Source organism: Rhodococcus pseudokoreensis (assembly GCF_017068395.1).
GTDB classification, from domain to species: Bacteria; Actinomycetota; Actinomycetes; order Mycobacteriales; family Mycobacteriaceae; genus Rhodococcus_F; species Rhodococcus_F pseudokoreensis.
On record NZ_CP070619.1, the window covers coordinates 8,626,887 to 8,653,821 of the forward strand.

Genomic DNA, 26,935 nt, shown 5'->3' on the forward strand with positions numbered 1-26,935 from the left:
GCGCAGGACTTGCGCATCCAAGGTCTTCTACCCGCTGGGGGAACGAGATGACGACTGTGAATTCGCCGCAGCCGAATAACGGCGCCGAAGATGTGAACGTGAACGTTCCCGAGGGGGCCTTCCCGCTCTCCTCGGTGCAACGGAGCATGTGGTTTGCCCAACAACTGAGCCCCACGGTCCCCAAGTTCATCGCCCAGTACATCGAGTTGCGGGGCGAGATCGACCTGGACCTGCTGAGCGACGCGGCCGTGCGGGCCGGCCAGGAGTTCCAGTCGCCGTTCCTGCGTCTGCTCGACGTCGACGGGGAGCCCTACCAGGCGGTCGATTTCACGATCGACCCGTCGATCGGGTTCCTCGACTTCCGCGGCGAGGACGACCCGATGTCGGCCGCGCACGCGTGGATCGACGAGGACTACGCCACACCTCTGCGGTTGACCAGGGACCGGCTCGTCGAGATGAACGTCCTGCAGGTCGGTGAGCAGCACTATCTGTGGTACACCAGGATTCACCATGTAGCCCTCGACGGGTACAGCGGCAACACCATGGTGAACCGGATCGCGGCGCTCTACACCGCGGCGATAGAGGGCACCGAACCGGAACCGAACCGTGCACTGGATCTGCGCGATCTGTACGCACTGGACCAGAAGTACCGGAAGTCGACCCGGTTCGAGAACGACCGGTTGTACTGGGCCGAACGGATAGTCGGCATCGAGCACGGGTCGACGCTCGCCACCCACGACGCGCCCGCGGCGGCGAAGAGCAGGCTCGAGAGCGCGAAGATCTCCGAATCCGCGCTGGGTTTCCTCGGCGAGTCGGATCAGCGGGTCGGTGCCACGTCGGCGGCCGTCCTGCTCGCCGGGTTCGCCTGCTACCTGTCCCGGATGACGGGCAAGCGGGACGTGCTCATCAACCTGCCGGTGTCGGCGCGCACCACGGCGCCGTTGCAGCGGTCCGGCGGCATGCTCGTCAACGTCGCCCCGCTGCGGATCACCGTCCGCCCCGAGGACACGGTGGCCGAACTCGTGCAGCGGACGCAGCTCGAACTGATGGGTGCGCTGCGTCATCAGCGGTGCAGCCTCGAGGACATCCGCCGTGACGCCGGCCTCGCGGGGACGGCGGAGGGTCTCGCCGGTCCGATGGTGAATGTCATGCTGTTCCACCAGGCGTTCACGCTGGGCTCCGTCAGCGGCGAGTACCACATCGTGACGTCGGGCCCGGTGGACGACCTGCTGGTCAACATCTATCAGGGCGGTGACGGCGAGACACTCCTCGATTTCCGCGGCAACCCCAACCGGTACGGCGCGGAGGAATTGCGCGCTCACCACCGCCGGTTCGTGGAACTGATCGAGGAATTCGTCACCGCGGAGCCGCAGGCGCGGACCGCCGACATCCACGTCGAGAGCGCACGCCTCGGTGCGCGGTTCCTCGAGCGGGAGTCCCAGCTCGAGTTCTGGAAGCGGGAGCTGGCCGGACTGCCCGAGGTGACGGCGCTGCCGCTGGACCGGCCGCGCCCGAGCGAGCGGGCCGGGGCGGGCGAGGTCGTCGGGTTCGCCGTGGACGCCGACGTGCAGCGCCGCGCGGCACTGCTGGCCGAGGAGGCGGGCACCGGGATCTTCACCGCACTGCACGCCGCGCTGGCCGTGCTGCTGGGCCGGCTGGGTGACACCGACGACGTCGTGATCGGAACACCGATCGTCGGGCGTGACACGACCGACTCCGAAGACCCGGAGGCCGGGGCGTTCTTCAACAAGGCCGTTCTGCGATCGCAGGTGGAGGAGGCGTCGTCGTTCGTCGAGCACCTGAGCCGGGTCCGGGACGCCGACCGGGCCGCGTTCTCGCATGCGGCGCTTCCGTTCGACGATCTCGTCGCCGCCGTTGTCGCGGAACCCGACCCGTCGCACACGCCGCTGTTCCAGGTCATGCTCGAATTCACCGACGGTGGCCATCCGCACGACTCCTCGGGGAACGTGACTATCAGCCCGATCCAGCGTGAACACCGCGCCCTGGGGCTGGATCTCGTGTTCTCCCTCACCGAATCGGAGACCGGCGGAATCAACGGCCGGCTGCGGTTCGCCACCGACGTGTGGGACCGCGACAGCGCGGAGGCGCTCGCCGCCCGCTTCGTCCGCATCCTGCAGGCGGTGACGGCGGATCCGGCCGCGCCGATCGGGGACGTCGACCTCCTCGAACCCGCCGAGTACGCGGAACTCGCGCCGGTCCGCGACGAGCCCGCGGTGGAGCCCCGCACGCTTCCCGCACTGCTCGCCGGTGCCGTCGCGGCCGGCGGCGACGGGGACGCTCTCGTCTACGAGGGGCGCACCCTGACCTACCCCGAACTCGACGAGCAGTCGAACCGGCTCGCCCGCATGCTGATCGGTCACGGGGTGGGGCCGGGTTCGGTCGTGGCGCTGGCGATCGCGCGTTCGATCGAGTCGGTGCTGGCCACCTGGGCGGTCGCGAAGTCCGGGGCCGCGTTCGTGCCGGTCGACCCGAATTACCCGGCCGACCGTATCGAGCACATGCTCACCGATTCCGGTGCGGTCGTCGGTCTCACGGCCACGGCGCACCGCGCGTCGCTGCCGGCGATCACGCCGTGGCTGGTGATGGACGACGCGTCGTTCGGGCGGGAACTGGAACAGCACACCGCAGGCGCGGTCACCGACGCCGACCGCCTCCGGCCGCTGCGGACGGCGGATCCGGCCTACCTGATCTACACGTCCGGCTCTACCGGCACACCCAAGGGTGTGGTCGTCACGCATGTCGGTCTGGCGAATTTCGCCGAGGACGAGCGGCAGCGGTTCGACGTCACCGCGGGGTCGCGGACCCTGCACTTCTCCTCACCGAGTTTCGACGCGTCGATCCTGGAACTGCTTCTCGCCGTGGGCGCGGGCGCCACGATGGTGGTGGCGCCGTCGACGGTATACGGCGGTACCGAACTCGCGGACCTGCTGCGCCGCGAACGGGTGACGCACGCGTTCGTGACGCCGGCCGCGCTGGCTTCCGTCGATCCCACCGGGCTCGACCACATCCGGTGCGTCGTCACCGGTGGTGAGAGCTGTCCTCCTGCGCTGGTGCAGCAGTGGGCGCCGGGACGCGTCATGTTCAACGCCTACGGTCCTACCGAGGCCACCGTCGTCGCGAGCGTCGCGGGACCGTTGACGGTCGGCGAACCGGTCACCATCGGCCGCCCGTCGCGCGGTTGCGGTCTGCTGGTGCTCGATTCGCGATTGCACCCCGTCCCCGCCGGGGTGCCCGGCGAGCTGTACATCACCGGCGACGGTGTGGCACGTGGGTACCACAATCGGTCGGTTCCGACGGCCGAGCGGTTCGTCGCCGACCCGCACGGGACACCCGGTGAGCGGATGTACCGCACCGGCGACCTGGCCCGGTGGAACGCCGGCGGTCAGCTGGAATACCTGGGCCGCACCGACTTCCAGGTGAAGATCCGCGGCTTCCGCATCGAACTCGGCGAGATCGACGCCGTCGTGCGCTCACACCCGAGCGTCGCGTTCGCGACCACCGTCGGACGGACCGCACCATCCGGCGACACGGCGCTGGTGACGTACGTGCTGCCCGAGAGCGGGGCGCAGATCGTCGTCGGCGACATCCTCGAACACGCGGCCGCCACGCTGCCCGCGCACATGGTGCCCGCCAGGGTGATGGAGCTCCTCGAGGTCCCGTTGACCCCGGCGGGCAAGCTCGACCGGAAGGCGTTGCCGGAACCGCAGTTCGAGGCGACGTCCACCGTCTACCGGGCGCCGGTGACACCGACCGAGATGCAGATCGCGGAGGTGTTCGCGACACTGCTCGGAGTCGAGCGCGTCGGCGTCGACGACAGCTTCTTCGACCTCGGTGGCGATTCCCTCGTCGCGACCCGCGTGGTGTCCCGGGTCAACACTGCGCTCAGCACGGAGATCGGGGTGCTGGATCTGTTCGAGGCGCCCAGCGTCGCGTTGCTCAGTGCCCGCGTCGACGCCGCGGGGCCCCGCACCTCCGCGCGCCCCGTGCTCGCGCCGCGCGCCGGCTCCGGCCCGGTGCAGGTGTCGCTGGCGCAGCAGCGGATGTGGTTCATCAACCAACTGGACACCGCGTCGCCCGCGTACAATATTCCCGTCGGCATCCGGCTGCGCGGCACGCTCGACGTGGACGCGTTGCGGACCGCGGTGAGTGACGTCCTCACCCGCCACGAATCGCTGCGGACCGTGTTCCCGAACACCCCCAACGGTCCGATCCAGGTGGTGCTGCCGGTCGCGGAGGTGAGCCCGCAACTCGACGCGATCGACGTCGCCCAGAGCGAACTCGAATCCCGCCTGATCGCCGACGCCGCAACCGGATTCGACGTCACCGTGGAACCGCCGATCCGCTCGGAGCTGTACCGGACCGCGACCGACGATCACGTGCTGGTGTTCGTGGTGCACCACATCGCTGCCGACGGCCTGTCGATGACGCCGCTGACCCGGGACGTGATGGTGGCCTACCACGCCCGCGCCGCCGGCGACGCCCCGCAGTGGGCGCCGCTCGAGGTGCAGTACGCCGATTTCGCGGTGTGGCAGCGCGAACTGCTCGGATCCTCCGACGACCCGACGAGTCTGCTGTCCCGGCAACTGGCGTTCTGGGCCCGAACCCTCGACGGTGCCCCCGAGGTCATGGACCTGCCGACCGATCGTCCGCGACCGGCCCGGCAGTCGATGATCGGCGCCACCGCCGACTTCACGATTCCGGCACGCATCCACACCGCGCTGCTCGACATCGCGGGCGCGAACGACGCCAGCCTGTTCATGGTGGTGCACGCGGCCCTCGCGGTCCTGCTGTCCCGGTCGAGCGGGTCGGCCGACGTGTCGATCGGATCCCCGGTCTCCGGCCGCGGCGAACGGCAACTCGACGACGTCGTCGGCATGTTCGTCAACACCGTGGTCCTGCGCACCACCGTCGACCCTGATCGCAGCTTCCCCGAGATCCTCTCGCACACCCGCTCCGTGGATCTGGAGGCGTTCAGCAACACCGACCTGCCCTACGAGCGGCTCGTCGACGAACTGAAACCGACCCGCTCCGAAGCGCATTCACCGCTGTTCCAGGTGATGCTGGTGCTGCAGGGATTCGCGAACACCAGGCTCGAGCTGCCCGGACTCGACGTGGAGGTCGAGGCCCTCGAGACCGGTGCCGCCAAGTTCGATCTCCAGGTCATCCTCACCGAGCACATCGAGGACTCCGGCGCCCCTGGCGCGATCGACGTCCAGTTCTCCTACGCGTCGGAACTGTTCGACCCGCCGACGATGACGGCGCTGGCCGCACGGTTCGTCACGCTGCTCGAGACGATCACCGCCGGGTCGGACGCGAAGGTCGGCGACCTCGACCTGATCGGCGCGGACGAGACGCAGCGGATGCTCGAGCAGTGGATCGACACCGACGTTCCCGTCCCGGACTCGGCGACCCTGGTCAGCCTGTTCGAGTCACAGGTGGCCCGGACCCCGGACGCCGTCGCCGTCGTGTTCGCCGAGGAGGAACTGCTCTACGCGGAGTTCGATGCCCGCGCCAACCGGCTGGCCCGCGAACTCCTCGCCCGTGGTGTCGGACCCGAATCCCGGGTGGCCGTCGCGCTGCGCCGTTCCCTGGAACTGATGATCGCGATCTATGCGGTGGAGAAGACCGGGGCCGCGTACGTGCCGCTCGACCCCGACCATCCGGCGTCCCGGATCGCGTACGTGATCGAGAGTGCCGAACCCGCCTGCGTTCTCACCGCGTCCCGCGATCGGTGCGAGGGCGTCGACGGCGCGGACGCCGCCGTGATCGAGATCGACACCCTGAACCTGTCCCGGCGGTCCAGCACCCCGATCACCGACGCCGAGCGGGGCGTTCCGATCCACCCCGATTCGACCGCCTACGTGATCTACACGTCCGGTTCGACGGGCAGGCCGAAGGGGGTCGCCGTCAGCCACCGGGCGATCGCGAACCGGCTGCTGTGGATGCAGGACACGTACCGGATGGATCACACGGACGTGGTGCTGCAGAAGACGCCGGTCACGTTCGACGTGTCCGTGTGGGAACTGTTCTGGCCCCTCGAGGTCGGTGCGCGACTCGTCCTCGCCGCGCCGGACGGTCATCGGGACCCGACGTACCTGTCCCACATCATCGCCGACCACCAGGTCACCACCATGCACTTCGTGCCGTCGATGCTCGCCGTGTTCACGGCGGGCGCCGAACCGGACCTCTGCGGTTCGCTGCGCCAGGTGTTCTGCAGTGGTGAGGCGCTGCCGCCGGCCACCGCCGACGCGTTCCGCGAATTCGGATCCGCGGCGCTGCACAACCTGTACGGCCCGACGGAGGCCGCGGTCGACGTCACGTTCTGGGAGTGCACGGAAGGCGACCGCGCGTCGGTCCCGATCGGTGCACCCGTGTGGAACACGCAGCTGTACGTCCTCGACTCCCGGCTCCATCCGGTGCCGGTCGGGGTGCACGGCGAGCTGTACCTGGCCGGTATCCAGCTGGCCCGCGGCTACGTCGGTCGCAGCGACCTCACGTCGGACCGGTTCGTGGCGAACCCGTTCGGCGCACCGGGACAGCGGATGTACCGCACCGGCGACGTCGTCCGCTGGCGCGCCGACGGCAACGTCGAATACATCGGCCGCCGCGACTTCCAGGTCAAGCTCCGCGGCCAGCGCATCGAACTCGGCGAGGTGGAGGCGGCCGTGCTGGCGCACCCGTCGGTGGCGCAGGCCGTCGTGACCGTGCACCGTAGCGAGGCGACCGGTGAAAGCCTCGTCGGCTACGTGATCCCCGTGGCGGGCGCCGACATCGACACCGCGGTCGTGCGCGACGCGGCGGCGGAGGCGCTGCCCGCCTACATGGTGCCGACCCGCATCATCGTGCTCGACCGGTTCCCCCTCGGCGCCACCGGAAAGCTGGACCGCGGCGCGCTGCCCGAGCCGGAATTCCTCAGCCCGTCCGCCGAATTCGTCACCCCGCGCAACCCGATCGAGGAAATCCTCGCGTCGATCTTCGCCGACCTGCTCGACGCCCCCCGCATCGGCGTGTACGACAGCTTCTTCGACCTCGGCGGCAACTCGCTGGTGGCCACCCGGCTGGTGGCGCGGGTCAACGCCGCGCTCGGCAGCCGGATCGGGGTCCGGGAGATCTTCGACGCCCCGACCGTTGCGACGCTGGCCACCCGGATCGAATCCGAGGCCGGGCAGGGCGCCGAACGTCCGCCGCTGGTGGCCGGGGTGCGCCCCGACCATCTGCCGGTCTCGCTGGCGCAGAAGCGCATGTGGTTCATCAACCAGTTCGACCTCGATTCCCCGGCCTACAACATCGCGCTCGCGGTGCGGCTGACCGGCGACCTCGACGAGGACGCCATGCAGGACGCCGTCGCCGACGTGATGGACCGGCACGAGTCGCTGCGCACCCGGTTCCCGATGGTGGAGGGCGAGCCCCTCCAGGTGATCCTGCCGACCGAGGACGTGGTGCCGGATCTGTCGCCGATCGACTCGACGGAAGAGCAGCTGCCCGAGCATATTTCGCGGCTGGCGGGTGCCGGCTTCGACGTCACGGTGTCGGTGCCGGTGCGCGCCGCCCTGTTCCGCACGGATCCCGGCGAGCACGTTCTCGTCATCGTCGTCCACCACATCAGCGCCGACGGCTTTTCCATGGCCCCGCTCGCCCGGGACGTGATGACCGCCTACGCGGCCCGCACCGGGGGGCAGGCACCGGACTGGACGCCGCTGCCGGTGCAGTACGCCGACTTCGCGCTGTGGCAGCACCGGGTGCTCGGCAACGCCGACGACCCGGACAGCCTGCTCGCCGCCCAGCTCGACTACTGGACGCACACGCTCGCCGGGCTTCCGGAACTGCTCGCGCTGCCGACGGACCATCCGCGCCCGACGCAGCAGTCGATGCGCGGCGGCATCCACTCGTTCAGCATCGACGCGCAGATCCACAGTCGGCTGATCACGACCGCCCGCGAACACAATTCGAGTGTGTTCATGGCCGTGCACGCCGCGCTGGCCGTGCTGCTGGCCCGGTTGGGTGACACGGACGACGTGACGGTGGGCACCCCGATCGCCGGCCGCGGCGACGCCGCCCTGGACGACATGGTCGGCATGTTCGTCAACACCCTGGTACTGCGCACCCCGGTCGAACCGTCCGGCACGTTCACCGACCTGCTGTCCACGGTCCGCGACACCGACCTGAACGCGTTCCACCACGCGGATCTGCCGTTCGAGCGGCTCGTCGACGCGATCTCGCCGGAACGCGCGACGTCTCATTCGCCGCTGTTCCAGGTGGTGCTCGAGTTCCGCAACAACGAGCGCCCGCGGCTCGAGCTGCCCGGCTTGACCGTCACCGGCCTCGACCTGGCCACCGACATCTCCAACTTCGACCTGCAGCTCACGCTGACGGAGGAGTTCGGGGTGTCGGGGGAGCCCGCCGGGATCTCTGCGGCGTTCACGTACGCGGCGAGCCTGTTCGACGCTTCCACGATCGCGGGTTTCGCCGACTATCTGCAGCGGATCTTCGATGCGGTGACGTCCGAGCCCGGCATGGCTGTCGGCGACGTCGAGCTGATGGTGGCGTCCGAACGTGCGGCGCTCACCCCGGTCATGGACGGGCCCGACGCCGAGCCGCGGACCCTGCCCGAACTGCTCGCGTCGGCGGCATCCGTGGACCCGAAGGCCGCCGCGCTGTCGTACGATGGCAGCGAGGTGACGTACCGGGAGCTCGACGAGCGGTCGAACCGGCTCGCCCGCCTGCTGATCGGGCGGGGCATCGGCCCGGAATCGGTGGTCGCGCTGGCGATGGCGCGGTCGCCCGAATCGGTGCTGTCGCTGTGGGCGGTCGCCAAGACCGGTGCCGCGTTCGTGCCGGTCGACCCGAACTACCCGACCGACCGGATCGTCCACATGCTCAGCGACTCCGGTGCGGCGCTCGCGCTCACCGTCGCCGAGTTCCGTCCCACCCTGCCGGACTGCACCTCCTACGTGGTGGTCGACGCACCCGGCTTCGACGACCAGGTGAGCGCGCACTCCGACGCCGTCGTGACCGACGCCGACCGGACACATTCGCTCGCGCTGGAGAACCCGGCCTACCTGATCTACACGTCCGGGTCCACCGGCACCCCGAAGGGTGTCGTCGTCACCCATCGCGGTCTGGCGAACTTCGCCACCGACGAACGCGTCCGCTTCGGGGTCACCCCGCGGTCGCGGACCCTGCACTTCTCGTCGCCGAGCTTCGACGCCTCGATCCTGGAACTGCTGCTGGCGGTCGGGTCCGGCGCGACCATGGTGATCGCGCCGGCCTCCGTCATCGGCGGCACCGAACTCGCCGACGTGCTCCGCGAGGGCCGGGTCACGCACGCATTCATCACCCCGGCGGCCATGGCGTCCGTGGACCCCACAGGCCTCGACCAGCTCGAGTGCGTCGCCACCGGCGGTGACGTGTGCCCGCCGGAGCTGGTGGCGCAGTGGGTGACCGGCGGCAGGCGGATGTTCAACGCCTACGGACCCACCGAGGCGACGGTCGTGTCCAGCGTGACCGGACCGATGCTGCCCGGTGAGGGCGTCACCATCGGCCGTCCGCCGATGGGCACCGGCGAGATGGTGCTCGATTCCCGCCTGCACCCCGTGCCCAACGGGGTGACCGGCGAACTGTACGTCACCGGTTCCGGTCTGGCCCGCGGCTACAAGGACCGGGCGGGCACCACGGCGGAGCGGTTCGTCGCCAACCCGTACGGCGGCCTCGGTGCCCGCATGTACCGGACCGGTGACCTGGCCCGCTGGAACACCGACGGCCAGCTCGAGTACCTGGGCCGCAGCGACTTCCAGGTGAAGATCCGCGGGTTCCGCATCGAACTCGGCGAGATCGAGAACGCCCTCACCCGCTACCCGGGGGTCGCCCGCTCGGTGGTGTCCGCGCACAAGGGCAGCACCGGCGCCAACCGGCTCGTCGGCTACCTCGTCCCCACGGCGGGCGCGGAACTCGACCCGGAGGCCGTCCTCGACTTCGTCGGCGGATTCCTCGCCCCGTACATGGTGCCGTCCGCGCTGATCGTTCTCGACGAGCTGCCGCTCACCCCGGCGGGCAAGCTGGATCGCCGCGCGCTGCCCGAACCCGACTTCGGGGCCCGGGTGTCCACCGGCCGGGCGCCGGTGTCGGAGATGGAACAGGTGCTCTCCGGACTGTTCGCCGAGGTGCTCGGTCTGGAATCCGCCGGTGTCGAGGACTCGTTCTTCGCGCTCGGCGGCGACAGCATCATGTCGATCCAGCTCGTGGCCCGCGCGAAGGCCGCGGGCGTGGTGCTCACCCCGCGGGACGTGTTCGAGGCCAAGACCGTCGCCGGTCTCGCCGCGGTGGCGTCGTGGGTGGGCGCCGCCGACGTCGTCGTTCTCGACGAACTGCCCGGCGGCGGTGTCGGCGACATGCCGACCACCCCGATCACCAAGTGGCTGCTCGAACGGGGCGGCGAATTCAACCGGATGTCGCAGTCCGCGCTGCTGACCGCGCCACCGAACCTGCGCGAACTCGAACCGCTGATCGGTACGTTCCAGGCCGTCCTCGACCGGCACGACATGCTGCGCGCACAGCTAATGGTCTCCGCCGACGACTCGCATCTCGCCGTCCGCCCGGTCGGTGCGGTCGACGCGCAGGACCTGATCCGCCGCGTCGCGGTGTCCGCGGCCCCGGGAACACCGGCATTCGCGGCCACCGTCATCGCGGAACTCGACGCCGCGCTGGACCGGCTCGATCCGGCGGCCGGCGTCATGATGCAGGTGGTGTGGTTCGACGCCGGGGAATCCGGCGGACGCCTGCTCGTGGTCGCGCACCACCTCGTCGTCGACGGTGTGTCGTGGCGCATCCTCGTCCCCGACCTCGCGACCGCGTGGGCGCAGATCTCGGCGGGCCAGGAACCGGCCCTCGAACAGGTCGGCACGTCCATGCGCCGGTGGGCGCACGGACTGGTCGACGAGGCGGCGAACCGGGCGGGCGAACTGGATCTGTGGCAGCGCATCCTCGACTGCGAGGACCCGCTCGTCGGCAGCCGTCCGCTCGACCCCGACGTCGACGTCAACGCGACCGTCGGCCGGGTCACGGTGCAGTTGCCCGCCGAGGTCAGCGAGGCCGTCCTCACGGCCCTTCCGGAGGCGATCCACGGCAGCGTCAACGACGGACTGCTCACCGCGCTGGCGATGGCGGTCACGCAGTGGCGGCGCACCCGCGGCCACACCCTGCACGGACGGTCCGTCGACGGGACCCTGGTCAGCCTCGAGGGTCACGGCCGCGAGGACCAGGTCGTGCCCGGAGCCGATCTGGGCCGCACCGTCGGCTGGTTCACGGCCATGTTCCCGGTGCGTCTCGACCTGTCGGGCATCGACCTCGACGACGCGTTCGACGGCGGCCGGGCCGCCGGGTCGGCGATCAAGGCGATCAAGGAACAGTTGCTGGCCATCCCGGACCACGGCATGGGTTACGGCATGCTGCGGTACCTCAACGCCGACACCGCACCGCTGCTCGCGGCCCGGTCGCTGCCGCAGATCAGCTTCAACTACCTGGGACGCTTCGCCGCCGACCTGTCCGAGGCGGCCACCCGCGCCGGCTGGACGCCGACCGGTGAAGTCGACATGGACCGGGCGCAGGACCTCGACACCCCGGTCACCTCGGCCATCGACGTCAACGCCGTCACCACCGAGGTGGACGACCGGCCCCAGCTGCGCGCCACCTGGGCGTACGCCGCCGGCGTCCTCACCGTCGCCGAGGTGCGGGAACTCGCCGAACTCTGGGTCCGGGCGCTGACCGCGCTCACGACGTACGCGGCCCGCCCCGACGCCGGCGGTGTGACCCCGTCCGACCTCGAACTGGTCAGCCTCGACCAGGACGCCATCGACCGCATCGAGTCGCGCTTCCCGGCGCTGTCCGACATCTGGTCGCTGTCGCCGCTGCAGTCCGGACTGCTGTTCCACGCGTTGCTGGCCGACGAGTCGATCGACTCCTACACGGTGCAGGTGACGCTCGAACTGAGCGGCGCCGTGGCGTCCCGCCTGCGGGTGGCAGGGCAGGCCCTGCTCGACCGGCACGCGAACCTGCGGGCGTCGTTCGTCTACGACGAGGGCGGCACCCCCGTCCAAGCGGTCCACGGATACGCGGAACTGCCGTGGACGGAGATCGATCTGTCCGCGCTCGACGAGGAGATCCGCGAAGCCGAGGTGACGGAACTCCTCGACGCCGACCGGCGCCGCGGATTCGACATGGCCACGCCGCCGCTGCTGCGGTTCATGTTGATCCAGGTCGGTGCGGACGAGCAGCGCCTGATCATCACGAATCACCACATCCTGCTCGACGGCTGGTCGATGCCGCTGCTGATCCGCGACCTCCTCACCCTGTACGCCACGGAGGGGGACACCAGCGTGCTGCCGCGGGTGCACCCGTACCGCGACTACCTCGCGTGGATGTCGCACCGCAGCACCGAGGACTCCCTCGGGGTGTGGCAGCGCGCCCTCGCCGGTGTGGAGGACCCGACGCTCCTCGCGCCGGCCGACGCGTCGGCCCAGAGCGACACGCAGTCCAGTGAACTGGTCGTCGAACTCGACGTCGACCGCACCGATCAGCTCAGTGTGCTCGCACGCGAACACGGGCTGACCCTCAGCACCCTGATCCGCACCGCGTGGGGAATCGTGCTGGGCGGCCTGGTCGGCCGCTCCGACGTCGTCTTCGGCGGGACGGTGTCGGGTCGGCCCCCGCAGATCGCGGGCATCGAGTCGATGATCGGCCTGTTCATCAACACCCTCCCGGTGCGGGTCACCCTCGACCCGCGGGAAACGCTGGGGGAGTTGCTCGAACGCATCCAAGGCGAGCAGGCCGCGCTGCTCGACCACCACTACGTCGGCCTGACCGACATCCAGTCGGTGGCCGGTCCCGGCGCCGGATTCGACACGCTGACCGTGTTCGAGTCCTACCCCGTCGACCGGGAAGGGCTGACCGAGCAGACCGACATCGCCGGCATGCACGTCCTCGACGTGCACGACAGCGCGAACGCCGCGCACTACCCGCTCGCCCTGATCGCCTCGGCGCACGAGAACCTGCAACTGAAGCTCGAATACGTCGAGGATCTGTTCGACCGGGCCGCGGTCGAGCGGATCGGCGACCGGGTCGTCCGGGCACTGATCGCGCTCGCCGAGCACCCCGGGATGAAGCTCGCGCAGCTGCGCCTGCTCACCGACGTCGAGGAAGCGGAACTGGTTCCGGCCCGCGGCAGGCCCGGCCGGTCCGTGCGCACACTGCCGCAGATGTTCGCCGACACGGCCGCCGCGTCGGGCGACGCGACCGCGCTCGTGTTCGGGGACCGCCGGATGTCCTACCGGGAACTCGACGAACGGTCCAACCAGCTCGCGCGCCTGCTCATCGGCCGCGGCGTCGGCCCGGAAGACATCGTGGCCCTGGGCATCTCACGGTCGATCGAATCGGTGCTCGCCGTGTGGTCGATCACCAAGACCGGTGCCGCGTTCGTTCCGGTCGACCCGACCTACCCGCGTGAACGGGTCGAACACATGGTCACCGACTCCGGGTGCACGTTCGGCCTGCGGGTGGCGGCCGGTCGCGACCGGCTGCCCGCCGGGGTCACCTGGCTGACCCTCGACGATGCCGAGACCGACGCCGCCGTCGCGGCGATGTCCGCCGACACCGTGACCGACGCCGAACGCGTTGTGCCGCTGCGCTTCGCGCACCCGGCGTACGTCATCTACACGTCCGGGTCCACCGGCAAGCCGAAGGGTGTGGTGGTCAGTCACCGCGGTCTCGACAACTTCGCCGAGGAGCAGCGCACCCGCTACGCGACGGATTCGGAGTCGCGGGCCCTGCACTTCTCCTCGCCGAGCTTCGACGCCTCGGTCCTCGAATACCTGCTGTCGTTCGCCGTCGGCGCGACCATGGTGATCGTGCCGCCATCCGTGTACGGCGGTGAGGAACTCGCGGAGCTGATCCGCGCCGAGGGTGTCACCCACGGGTTCGTCACCCCGGCGGCGCTGGCCTCCGTGGACCCCGAGGGTCTCGACGTGTTCCAGAACGTGGTCGCCGGCGGCGAGGCCGTCCCACCGGAACTGGTGAGCCGCTGGGCGCCGGGCCGCACCCTGTACAACGGCTACGGTCCTACCGAGACCACCATCATGAGCAACCTCAGCGACCACCTGCAGGTGGGGGAGACCGTCACCATCGGCGCCCCCGTCCGCGGCGTGTCCGAGGTGATCCTCGACTCGCGGCTGCAACCGGTCTCCGTCGGCGTCGCCGGCGAACTCTACATCTCCGGTGAGGGCCTGGCCCGCGGCTATCACGCCCGCGCCGGGCTGACCAGCGAACGGTTCGTCGCCAACCCCTACGGCGACGCGGGCGACCGGATGTACCGCACCGGCGACCTCGCACGGTGGCGGCCCGATCATACGGTCGAATACCTGGGCCGCACCGACTTCCAGGTCAAGATCCGTGGTTTCCGCATCGAACTCGGCGACATCGACAGCGCACTCGCCGGGCACCCGTCCGTCGCGTTCGCCGTCACCCTCGGGCGCCCCGGTCCTGCCGGCGACACCGTGCTCGTGTCCTATGTGCTGCCGGAGGCCGAGTCGGTGCTCGAACCGCCGGAGCTGAAGGAGTGGACGGCGAACCTGCTGCCCGCGCACATGGTCCCGTCGAGCATCATGATCCTCGACGAGATTCCGCTCACCCCGGTCGGCAAGCTGGATCGGGCGGGGCTGCCCGAACCGCAGTTCCTGCCCACCTCCGACGCCTTCCGGCCGCCGTCGACGGTGCTCGAACACACGATCGCCGACGTCATCACCACGGTCCTGGGCATCGAACGGGTCGGCATCGACGACAACTTCTTCGACATTGGCGGCAACTCGCTGATCGCGACCCGGGTCGCGGCACGCCTGACCGCGGAACTCGACACCGACATCGGGGTCCGCACCCTGTTCGAGGCGCCGACGATCCATCAGTTGGCCCGCCTGATCGAGTCGACGGCCTTCGCCCCGGCGCACGACGGCGACCACGTGCGGCTGCCGCTCGGCCCGATGGCGCAGCCCGCGCACGTGCCGGTGTCGCTGGCGCAGAAGCGGATGTGGTTCCTCAACCAGTTCGACACGTCGTCGGCGGCCTACAACATCCCCCTGGCCGTGCGTCTCACCGGTCACCTGGACGTCGAGTCGCTGCGCGCGGCGGTGACGGACGTCTTCGTCCGGCACGAGTCGTTGCGGACCGTCTTCCCGTCCCACGACGGCGAACCGACCCAGGTGGTGCTCTCGCCCGGCCAGTGGACGCCGAACCTCGAGATCACCGAGGTGTCCGAGGCCGAACTCCGGGAGCACATCGCCGGTCTCGCGACCGCCGGTTTCGACGTCACGGCCGACGTGCCGATGCGGTCCGCGCTGTTCGCGCTCGCCCCCGACGATCACGTGCTCGTCATCGTGGTGCACCACATCTGCGCCGACGGGTTCTCGCTCACCCCGCTCGCCCGGGACGTCATGACCGCGTACGCCGCCCGCATCGCGGGAAGCGCACCGCAGTGGAACCCGCTGTCGGTGCAGTACGCCGACTACACGCTGTGGCAGCTGCAACTGCTGGGTGACGAGAGCGACTCCGAGTCGCTGATCTCCCAGCAGCTCCGGTACTGGACGGATCAGCTGGCCGACCTGCCCGAACTCCTGCAGCTGCCGACCGACCGGGCGCGCCCGGTCCAGCAGTCGTTCCGGGGTGCGCAGGTCGACTTCACGATTCCGGCGGACGTCCACCGGGCGCTGTCCGCGCTGGCGCGCAAACACAACTCCACCATGTTCATGGCCGTGCACGCGGCTCTGTCGGTGCTGCTGTCCGCGCTGTCGTCCACCGAGGACATCGCCGTCGGCACCCCCATCGCGGGTCGCGGTGACGCCGCGCTCGACGACATGGTCGGCATGTTCGTCAACACCCTGGTGCTCCGCAGCGCCGTCGACCCGGCCACGGGTTTCGGCGCCCTGATCGATCAGGTGCGGGCCACCGACCTCGCCGCGTTCCACCACTCGGACCTGCCGTTCGAGCGGCTCGTCGACGCCCTCGCGCCGGAGCGTTCCACCGCTCACTCGCCGCTGTTCCAGGCGTTGCTCGAGTTCCGGAACAATGAGACACCGCGCCTCGAGCTGCCCGAACTCACCGCGGCCGCCGTCGATTTCGACCTCGAGGTCGCCAAGTTCGACCTGCAGCTCAGCGTCGAGGAGGGGTTCGACGCGGACGGGGTGGCGTCGGGGATCACCGCGTCGTTCATCTACGCCACCGATCTGTTCGACGCCGGCACCGTCCGCACGTTCGCGGACCGGTTCCTGCGAATCCTCGCCGCCGTCACCGCCGATCCGCAGGCCCCGGTCGGTGACATCGTGATCACCGACGCCGCCGAGCGGTCCGCGATGGCGACCGTGTGGAACACCGCCGGAGTCGAGGCGGGCACCGACACCCTCGCGGACCGGTTCGCGCAGAGCGTGGCCCGGTTCCCAGACGCCACCGCCGTGACGTCGGAGGACGTGGCGCTGACGTACGCCGAACTCGACGCCCGCTCGAATCGGCTGGCCCGGCTGCTCATCGCCCAGGGCGTAGGCCCGGAAACGCTGGTGGCGGTGGCACTGCCACGCACCTGCGATCTGATCATCGCCCTGCTGGCCGTGATCAAGTCCGGCGGCGGCTACCTGCCCGTCGACATCACCTACCCGGCCGACCGGCTGGCGTTCGTGTTCGAGGACGCCGCACCGAACTGCGTGATCACCACCACCGGCGACGTCTCGGCCCTGCCCGACTCGGAGACCCCAGCGATCCTGCTCGACGACCCGGAGACCACCGCGGACCTCGCACAGCAGTCACCGGCGACGATCACCGACGCCGACCGGGTGACCCCGCTCGACGCCGCGTCGGTGGCGTACGTCATCTACACCTCCGGGTCCACGGGCCGCCCCAAGGGCGTCGTCGTCTCGCACCGCAACGTGCTGACCCTGTTCGCGAACACCCAGCCGCTGTACGGGTTCGACGAGAACGACGTGTGGACGATGTTCCACTCGTACGCGTTCGACTTCTCGGTGTGGGAGCTGTGGGGTCCGCTGCTGTACGGCGGCCGGCTCGTCGTCGTCGACTACTACACGGCACGGTCGCCGGAGATGTTCCACGAACTGCTGCGCAACGAGCAGGTCACCGTCCTCAACCAGACCCCGACCGCGTTCTACCAGCTCGCCGAGACCGACCGCATCGTCTCGGAGATCGACGTGCACGCGGCGGCACTGGCGTTGCGGTACGTGATCTTCGGCGGTGAGGCTCTCGACCTCGGTCAGCTCGGCCGGTGGTACTCCCGGCACGACGATTCCGCCCCGACCCTGGTGAACATGTACGGCATCACCGAGACGACGGTCCACGTCAGCTACCTCGCACTGGACCGTGCGTTCGCGGAGTCGGCGTCGGCCAGCGTGATCGGCCGCGGCATCGCCGGGCTGCACGTGCACGTCCTGGACCGGCGCCTGCACCCGGTGCCCCCGGGCACCATCGGCGAGATGTACGTCTCGGGTGACCAGGTCACTCGCGGCTACCTGGGCCGGGCCGGGCTCAGCTCCACCCGGTTCGTGGCCGACCCGCTCCGTCCCGGGGCACGGATGTACCGCACCGGCGACCTGGCGCGCTGGAACACCGACGGCCAGCTCGAATACCTGGGCCGCAGCGACTTCCAGGTGAAGATCCGCGGATTCCGCATCGAACTCGGCGAGATCGAATCCGCGCTGCTCCGGTACCGCGGCATCGCACAGGCCGTCGTCCTCACCCGCGACGACGGGCACGGCGGCCACCGGCTGATCGGCTACGTGGTGCCCGAATCCGGCGCCACCGTCGAGGTGTCCTCCGCCCTCGAGTTCGTGGGCACTCAGCTCACCTCGTACATGGTGCCCGCCACCCTCGTGGTGCTCGACACGCTGCCGTTGACGAGCAACGGCAAACTCGACCGCCGCGCGCTGCCGGAACCCGACTTCGGGGCCCGGGTGTCGGCGGGCCGCGCCCCGGCGACGGAGATGGAGACCGTCCTCGCGGGGCTGTTCGCCGAGGTGCTCGGTCTGGAATCGGTGGGCGTGGACGATTCGTTCTTCGCCCTCGGCGGCGACAGCATCATGTCGATCCAGCTGGTGGCGCGCGCGAAGGCCGCCGGGGTGGTCCTCACCCCGCGGGACGTGTTCGAGGCCAAGACCGTGGCCGCCCTCGCCGAGGCCGCGTCCTGGGCGGGCGCCGCCGATGTGGTGGTCCTCGACGAACTGCCCGGCGGTGGGATCGGCGAGATGCCGGTCACCCCGATCACCGCATGGCTGCTCGAACGCGGCGGCGACTTCCGCCGCTACACCCAGACCGCGCTGCTGTCCCTGCCCGCCGCCGCCGACGAGACGTTGCTGAAGCGCACGATCGCGGCCGTCGTCGATCACCACGACATGCTGCGGGCGCGTCTGCTCGGCGCCGCACCGCAGTGGCGGATCGAGGTGCAGGCGGTAGGCGCCGTCGACGTGGACGACGTGCTGCACCGGGTCGAGGTCCCGACGGTGGTCGGGTCCGCGTTCGCGGAGATCGCGACCCACGAACTCGACGCCGCCGCAGGACGGTTGGACCCCGAGTCCGGGGTCATGCTGCAGATGGTGTGGTTCGACGCCGGCGACGAGGGTGGGCGGCTGCTGGTCGTGGCCCACCACCTGGTGGTCGACGGCGTGTCGTGGCGGATCCTGGTGCCCGACCTGGCGACGGCGTGGGCGCAGGTCTCCGCCGGTCAGGAACCGGCACTCGAACCGCTCGGCACGTCGATGCGGCGATGGTCGCACGGACTCGTCGACGCGACCCGCGAACGCGGCACCGAGATCGAATTGTGGCGCCGGGTGCTCGAGGCCGACGACCCGCTGATCGGATCGCGTCCGCTCGATGCCGCGATCGACGTGGCGGGGACCGTCGAGAAGGTCACCGTGGAGGTGCCCGCCGACGTCACGGACGCTCTGCTGACCCGGGTCCCCGAGGCGTTCCACGGCGGCGTCAACGACGGTCTGCTGACCGCGCTGGCGCTGGCCCTGGCGCAGTGGCGGCGCACCCACGGCGACTTCACGCGTGAATCGCTGGTCAGCCTCGAGGGTCACGGCCGCGAGGACCAGGTGCTGCCGGGCGCTGATCTGGGCCGGACCGTCGGCTGGTTCACGGCCATGTTCCCGGTGCGCCTGGACCTGTCGGGCATCGACCTGGACGACGCGTTCGCCGGTGGCAAGGCTGCCGGGTCGGCGATCAAGGCGATCAAGGAACAGCTGCTGGCCATCCCGGACCACGGCATCGGGTACGGCATGCTCCGCTACCTGGATCCGGACAGCGCCGACCAGCTGCGGGCGCTCGCGAAGCCGCAGGTCACGTTCAACTACCTGGGCCGGCTGGGCGGCGCGACGTCGACCGACATCCACGGGCACGCCTGGGTTCCGGTGACGGACACCAAGCTCGACGACATCCCCGCCTCCGACATCCCGGTTGCGTCGGCGCTCGACATCAACGCCGTCACCGGCACCGGGGCCGACGGCAACCGGCTGCGGGCCACGTGGGCGTTCCCGACCGGGGTCCTCACCCCGTCCGAGGTCCGCGCGCTCGCCGACCTGTGGGTGCAGGCGCTGACCGCGCTGACCGAGCACGTCGCGCGGCCCGACGCCGGCGGTGTGACACCGTCCGATCTGGACCTGGTGACGCTCGACCAGGACGCCATCGACCGGCTCGAATCCCGGTTCCCGGCGCTGTCGGACATCTGGTCGCTGTCACCGCTGCAGTCGGGGCTGCTGTTCCACGCCCAGTTCTCGGACGCCTCGGTCGACCCGTACCTGGTGCAGTTGGCGCTGAAGTTGCGCGGCGACGTGAACGCGGACCGGTTCCGCCGGGCCGGGCAGGCCCTGCTGGACCGGCACCCCAACCTGCGGGCCGCGTTCGTCCACGACAGTGCCGGCGCCTCCGCGCAGATCATCCAGCAGCACGTGGAACTGCCGTGGTCGGAGTTCGACCTGTCGGCGCTGGGCCCCGAGGAGACCACCCGCGAATACGAGCGGATCGTGGCACAGGACCGGTCGGTGAAGTTCGACATGGCGGACGCGCCGTTGCTGCGTCTCGCCCTGGTCCGGCTCACCGAGGACGAGTACCGGCTGATCCTGACCAACCATCACATCCTGCTCGACGGCTGGTCGACACCGCTGGTCATCCGGGACCTGCTGACGCTGTACGCCCTGGACGCCGACGGCAGCCTGCTGCCGCGGGTCCACTCCTACCGCGACTACCTGTCGTGGATGAAGCGCCACGACACCACGGATTCCCTCGACGCCTGGCGCACCGCGCTCGACGGTGTCGAGGAGCCGACGCTGCTGGCCCCGCTGGAGCGGGGCGAGGCGCACTCCGCCGTCGCGGAGGAGACCGCGTTCACGTTGTCCGAGGAGCACACCACCCGGTTGCGGGACCTGAGCCGCGAACGTGGGCTCACCCTCAACACCGTCGTCCAGACGGCGTGGGGAATCGTGCTGGGCGGCCTGGTCGGCCGCTCCGACGTGGTGTTCGGCGGGACGGTGTCCGGCAGGCCGCCGCAGATCGCGGGCATCGAATCGATGGTGGGTCTGTTCATCAACACCCTCCCGGTGCGGGTCACCCTCGACCCGTGGGAGTCGCTGGGCGAGTTGCTCGAACGCGTGCAGCGCGAACAGGCCACGCTGCTCGACCACCACTACGTGGGACTGACCGACATCCAGTCGGCGGTCGGAGGCGGCGGCGCATTCGACACGCTGACCGTGTTCGAGTCGTACCCGGTGGACGAGGCCGGACTGACGGAACAGACCGACATCGCCGGGATGTTCGTCCTCGGCATCGACGGCAAGGACTCCGCGCACTACCCGCTCGCCGTCGTCGCCTCCGGTGACGCCCGGTTGAACTTCAAGTTCGAGTACCTCCCCGAGGTCCTCGAGGAAAGCGCGGTCGACGAGATCGCGGACCGGCTGCGGCGGGTGCTCGACGCCCTCGCCGACCGGCCCGAGATCCCGCTGGCCCACATGCAACTGCTCACCGAGGCCGAACTCGCCGAGTTCGCCCCGGTGCGCGGTCGCCCCGGGTTCTCCGTCCGCACGCTGCCGCAGATCTTCGAGGACGCGGCGGCGCTGGATCCGAACCGCACGGCGCTGACGTTCGAGGGCCGCAACGTCTCCTACCGCGAACTCAACGAGCGCTCCAACCAGCTCGCCCGGGTTCTCATCTCCCGCGGCGCGGGTCCGGAGACGTTCGTGGCGCTCGGCATTCCCCGGTCGATCGAGTCGGTTCTCGCGGTGTGGGCGGTCGCGAAGACCGGTGCCGCGTTCGTCCCGGTCGACCCGAACTACCCGATGGACCGTATCGAGCACATGCTCACCGATTCGGGCGCCACCATCGGGCTGACCATGGCCGCGTACGAGAAGTCGCTGCCCGACTCGGTGCCGTGGCTGCAGCTCGACTCGCCCAAGTTCGAGAAGGCGTGCCAGTCGAAACCGGCTCTGCCGGTGGCTGATTCGGACCGGCGGTCGCCGATAAGTCTCGACAACGCGGCATACATCGTCTACACCTCCGGTTCGACGGGCAAGCCGAAGGGCGTCGTCGTCACCCACGAGGGCCTCGACAACTTCGCCGAGGACCAGCGGCAGCGCTTCGCCGCCGCGCAGACGTCCCGCACACTGCACTTCTCGACACCGAGCTTCGACGGGTCGGTGTTCGAGTACCTGCAGGCGTTCGGCGTCGGCGCCACCATGGTCATCGCACCGCCCACGGTGTACGGCGGAGCGGAACTGGCCGAACTGATCCGGTCCGAACACGTCACCCACGCCTTCGTCACCACCGCGGCGCTGTCCACGGTGGACCCGGAGGGGCTCGACGAGTTCCAGCACGTGGTGTTCGGCGGCGAGGCGTGCCCGCCCGAGCTGGTGACCCGCTGGGCGCCGGGTAGGCAGTTGTCCAACGCATACGGCCCCACCGAGACCACGGTGATGGCCAACATCAGCGACCCGATGACGGTGGGCGACCCGATCACCCTCGGCGGCCCGATCCGCGGCGTCGGCGAACTCGTGCTCGATTCGCGGCTCCAGCCGGTGCCCGTCGGCGTTCCCGGCGAGCTGTACATCACCGGCGCGGGTCTCGCCCGCGGCTACCACCGGCGCCCCGAACTGAGCAGCCAGCGGTTCGTCGCCAACCCGTTCGGGGAGGCGGGGGAGCGGATGTACCGCACCGGCGACATCGTCCGGTGGCGCGCCGATCACACCGTCGAGTACGTGGGCCGCAGCGACTTCCAGGTGAAGATCCGCGGGTTCCGCATCGAACTCGGTGAGATCGACAACGAGATCGCCACGTTCCCCGGGGTCAGCTTCGCCGCGACCCTCGGTGCCCCCGGCCCGTCCGGTGACACGGTGCTCGTGACCTATTTGCTGCCCGTCACGGAAGGGGGCGTCGATCCCGCCGAGCTGACCGCGCACCTGTCGACGCGGCTGCCCGCGCACATGGTGCCGACGAGCATCATGTTCCTCGACGAAATCCCGTTGACGCCAGTGGGCAAACTGGACCGGTCGGCGCTGCCCGCGCCGGAGTTCCACGTCACCACCACGGAGTTCCAGCCGCCGACCAACGACCTCGAACGCAAGATCGTGGACATCTTCACCGACGTCCTCGGTCTCGAACGGATCGGGATCGACGACAACTTCTTCGACCTCGGCGGCAACTCGCTGGTCGCGACGCGCGTCACCGCGCGGCTGCGGGACGCCCTGGACACCGACATCGGGGTGCGGGCGCTGTTCGAGGCCCCCGACGCCCGGTCGCTGGCCGAACGCGTCGCCGACAGCGTGAGCGGCGGCGCCCGCCCCGCGCTCGCCCCCGTCGAACGCCCCGACCGGATTCCGCTGTCGCTGGCGCAGAAGCGGATGTGGTTCCTCAACCAGTTCGACACGTCCTCACCCGCCTACAACATTCCGCTGGCGGTGCGGCTGACCGGAACCCTGGACGAGGACGCCCTGCGCCTGGCGATGGCGGATGTCCTCGAACGGCACGAGACGCTGCGCACCGTATTCCCGACGGTCGGCAACGAACCGACCCAGCGGATCCTGGCCGCCGTCGACGCGCAACCGGACGTCGCCACGGTCGAGGTGGACGCGGCGGACCTGCCGAGGCACATCATGGATCTGGTGTCCCGCGGATTCGACGTCAGCACCGACGTCCCGGTCCGGGCGGCCCTGTTCCGGTCGGCGCCCGACCATCACGTGCTGACGATCGTGGTGCACCACATCTGCGCGGACGGATTCTCCCTGGCGCCGCTCGCCCGCGACGTCATGGTGGCCTACACGTCGCGGCTCGAGGGCGCAGGCCCGCAGTGGGCTCCGCTGCACGTGCAGTACGCCGACTACACCCTGTGGCAGCATGCCGGACTCGGCTCGGAGAACGATCCCGAGTCGATGATCAACCGGCAGTTGCGGTTCTGGTCGGAGACGCTGGCCGGGTTGCCGGACGTCATCCAATTGCCGACCGACCGGCCGCGCCCGATTCAGCAGACGTTCGAGGGTGATCGCGTCGAGTTCGCGATCGACGCCGGCCTCCATCAGCGGCTGACGGCCTTCGCGCGGGCCAACAACGCCACCATGTTCATGGCCGTCCACGCCGCGCTGGCCGTACTGCTGTCGCGGCTCGGCAGCACCGACGACGTGGTCATCGGCACCCCGGTCGCCGGGCGCGGTGAAGAGGCGCTCGACGAGATGGTCGGCATGTTCGTCAACACGCTGGTCCTGCGGAACCGGATCGATCCGTCCGCGACGTTCGCCGAACTGGTGCAGCAGATCCGGGAATCCGACCTGGCCGCGTTCCAGCACGCGGACCTGCCGTTCGAGCGGCTCGTCGAGGAACTCAACCCGACCCGGTCCACGTCGTACTCACCGCTGTTCCAGGTGGCCCTCGAGTTCCAGAACAACGAGAACCCGACGCTGGAACTTCCGGACCTGCGGGTCGAGAACGTGGACCTGGAGACCCGGGTGGTGAAGGAAGACCTCGAGGTGATCCTGGCCGAGCGGTTCGATCAGGACGGTGCGCCCGCGGGCGTCGCCGGCGGCCTCGACTTCGCCGTCTCCCTGTTCGACCCCGACACGGCGCGCTCGATCGCGGACCGGTTCGTGCGGGTCCTCGCGGCCGTCGTCGCCGACCCGGACCGGCCGATCGGCACCGTCCCGTTGCTCGACGAGGCGGAGATCGACGAGATGGTCCCGGCGCGCGGCAAGCCCGACGTGCGGCCCGAGGTGTGGCCGGACCTGCTGACGGCCGCCGCGGCCCTCGACCCCGACTCGGTGGCGTTGTCGTTCGAGGACCGGCAGGTCACGTACCGGGAACTCGACGAATGGTCCAACCGGCTGGCGCGGGTGCTGTGCGCGCAGGGTGTCGGACCGGAGACGTTCGTGGCCATCGGTATGCCGCGGTCGATCGAGGAAGTGGTGTCGATCTGGTCGGTGGCCAAGTCGGGTGCCGCGTTCGTGCCCGTCGATCCCACGTACCCGCGGGACCGCATCGACTACATGCTCACCGACTGCCGGGCCTCGGTCGGTCTGACCGTCGCCGGCAGGCGCGACAACCTGCCGGACACGGTGCCGTGGCTGGTGCTCGACGACGAGACGTTCGCCGAGCAGGTCGCGGGCGTGTCCTCGGCGCCGGTCACCGACGCCGACCGCACGATGCCGCTGCATCTGGCGCACCCGGCGTACCTGATCTACACGTCGGGGTCGACCGGAAAACCGAAGGGGGTCATCGTCACTCACCGCGGCATGGCCAACCTCACCGCGGAGGAACACGAACGGTTCCAGGTCACGCACGACTCCCGGGTCTCGCATCTGGCGTCCCCGAGTTTCGACGCGTCGATCTTCGAGCTGATGATGGCGTTCGGCGCCTCGGCCCGGGTCGTGATCGTGCCGCCCACCATCTTCGGTGGCGCCGAGTTGGCCGATCTGTTCCGGCGCAACGAGGTCACGCACGCGTTCATCACGCCGACCGCGCTGTCGTCCATCGAGGACGTGGGTCTCGAGTCGCTGCGGGTCCTCGCGGTGGCCGGCGAGGCCTGCCCGCCGGAACTGGTGGAGATCTGGGGCAAGCACCGCAACATGCACAACGGGTACGGGCCCACCGAGACGACCATCCAGGCGAGCGTCAGCGCCCCGATGCGTCCGGGCGGGGTCGTGAACATCGGCGCCCCCGCACTGGGCTTCGGTTCGCTGGTCCTCGACGAACGCCTGCAGCCCGTCCCGGCCGGCGTGCCCGGCGAGCTGTACATCACCGGACCCGGACTGGCACGCGGGTACCACAACCGGTCCGCGCTCACCTCGGAACGGTTCGTCGCCTGCCCGTACGGGGAGCCCGGCCGCCGGATGTACCGCACCGGTGACGTCGTGCGCTGGCGCGGCGACCACACCATCGAGTACATCGGCCGCACCGACTTCCAGGTGAAGGTCCGCGGCTTCCGCATCGAACTCGGTGAGATCGACGCCGTCCTCGCCCGCCACCCCGCGGTCGCGTTCGCGGCCACCATCGGTCACACCGGTCCGTCCGGCGACACGCTCCTCGCGTCGTACGTGCGGGCGGCCGAGGGGCACGACCTCGAGCCGGCGGAACTGCGGACCCACGCGTCCGACCGCCTGCCCGCGCACATGGTCCCGTCGGCCGTGGTGGTGCTCGACCAGATCCCGATGACCCCGGTCGGCAAACTCGACCGCAAGGCGCTGCCCGCGCCCGAGTTCGGCACCACCGGCGCGGCCTTCCGGGCCCCGACGACGGCGACCGAGCGGATCATCGTCGAGGCGTTCGCCGAGGTGCTGGGTGTGGACCGGGTCGGCACCGCCGACAGCTTCTTCGACCTCGGCGGCAACTCGATCGTCGCAACCCGGGTGATCACGGTGCTGCAGGACCGCCTCGGACGGCAGATCCCGTTGCAGTCCATGTTCCTGGACCCCACGCCCGCGGGGCTGGCACTGAGGATCGACACCGAGAACACCGCCGGGTCGCCGGTCGACGAGGCGCTCGGCGTCGTCATCCCGCTGCGCCCGACGGGGGAGAAGCCGCCGCTGTTCTGCATCCATCCCGGGATCGGTCTGTCCTGGGGGTATGCGGGACTGCTGCAGCACCTCTCGCAGGACCGTCCGGCGTTCGGCCTGCAGTTGCCGATCATCAGCGGCGGCCCGGCCGTCGACTCGATCGAGCAACTGGCACACCAGTACGTGCTGGAGATGCGCAAGGTCCAGGCGCACGGGCCGTACCACCTGCTGGGCTGGTCGCTCGGCGGCGTCATCGCGCACGCCATGGCCGTCGAATTGCGGCGGGAGGGCGAGGCCGTCGACACCCTGGCCCTCATGGACAGTTACGTGGCGAACGGGGCCGATCAGGGCCCGGAGAGCCTCACCGTGTCCGAGTTGCTGCACGGTCTCGGACTGGACCTCGAGGCCGTCGCCGGGGAGGAACTCACCTACGAGCGGGCCGTCGAGTTGCTGGACGACGCGTTCGGGCAGAAGACCGGACTGACCCCTCGGCACCTCGAGCGGATCAGCGCCGGGTTCACGAACTCCTCGCGGATCATGAACAACTTCCGGCCCCAGGTGTTCGACGGGGACCTGCTGTTCTTCACCGCCGCCGGATCGGCGTCGACTGGCGAGCATTCACCGGAGGAATGGCGCGATTCGGTCACCGGCGGCATCCGGGAAGTCAAGATCGAGTGCGAGCACAACCAGATGATCGAACCCGAGGTTCTGGCCGTGGTCGGGCCCGTCCTCGAGGACTATCTGGGCACGCACTGACCCGCTTTTTCCGCGAGCGGGCCCGCTCTCTATTGCAGTGCAGTAACGGGCGGGCCCGAATACCGATAACTCCTGCGAACTCGGTAACAATCGATCTC

1 protein-coding gene is annotated in these 26,935 nt (G+C 70.0%); it reads left to right on the forward strand.

The genetic code is table 11. The features are described from left to right. Positions 1–47 precede the first annotated feature (47 nt). Complete coding sequence (locus tag JWS13_RS44720) at positions 48–26,837, forward strand: non-ribosomal peptide synthase/polyketide synthase (RefSeq protein ID WP_206011442.1); 26,790 nt, start codon at positions 48–50, stop codon at positions 26,835–26,837. The last annotated feature ends 98 nt before the right edge of the window (positions 26,838–26,935 follow it).

Coding starts and splice junctions, on each gene's coding strand:
- JWS13_RS44720 (WP_206011442.1), top strand. CDS start 48: ATGACGACTGTGAATTCGCCGCAGCCGAATAACGGCGCCGAAGATGTG.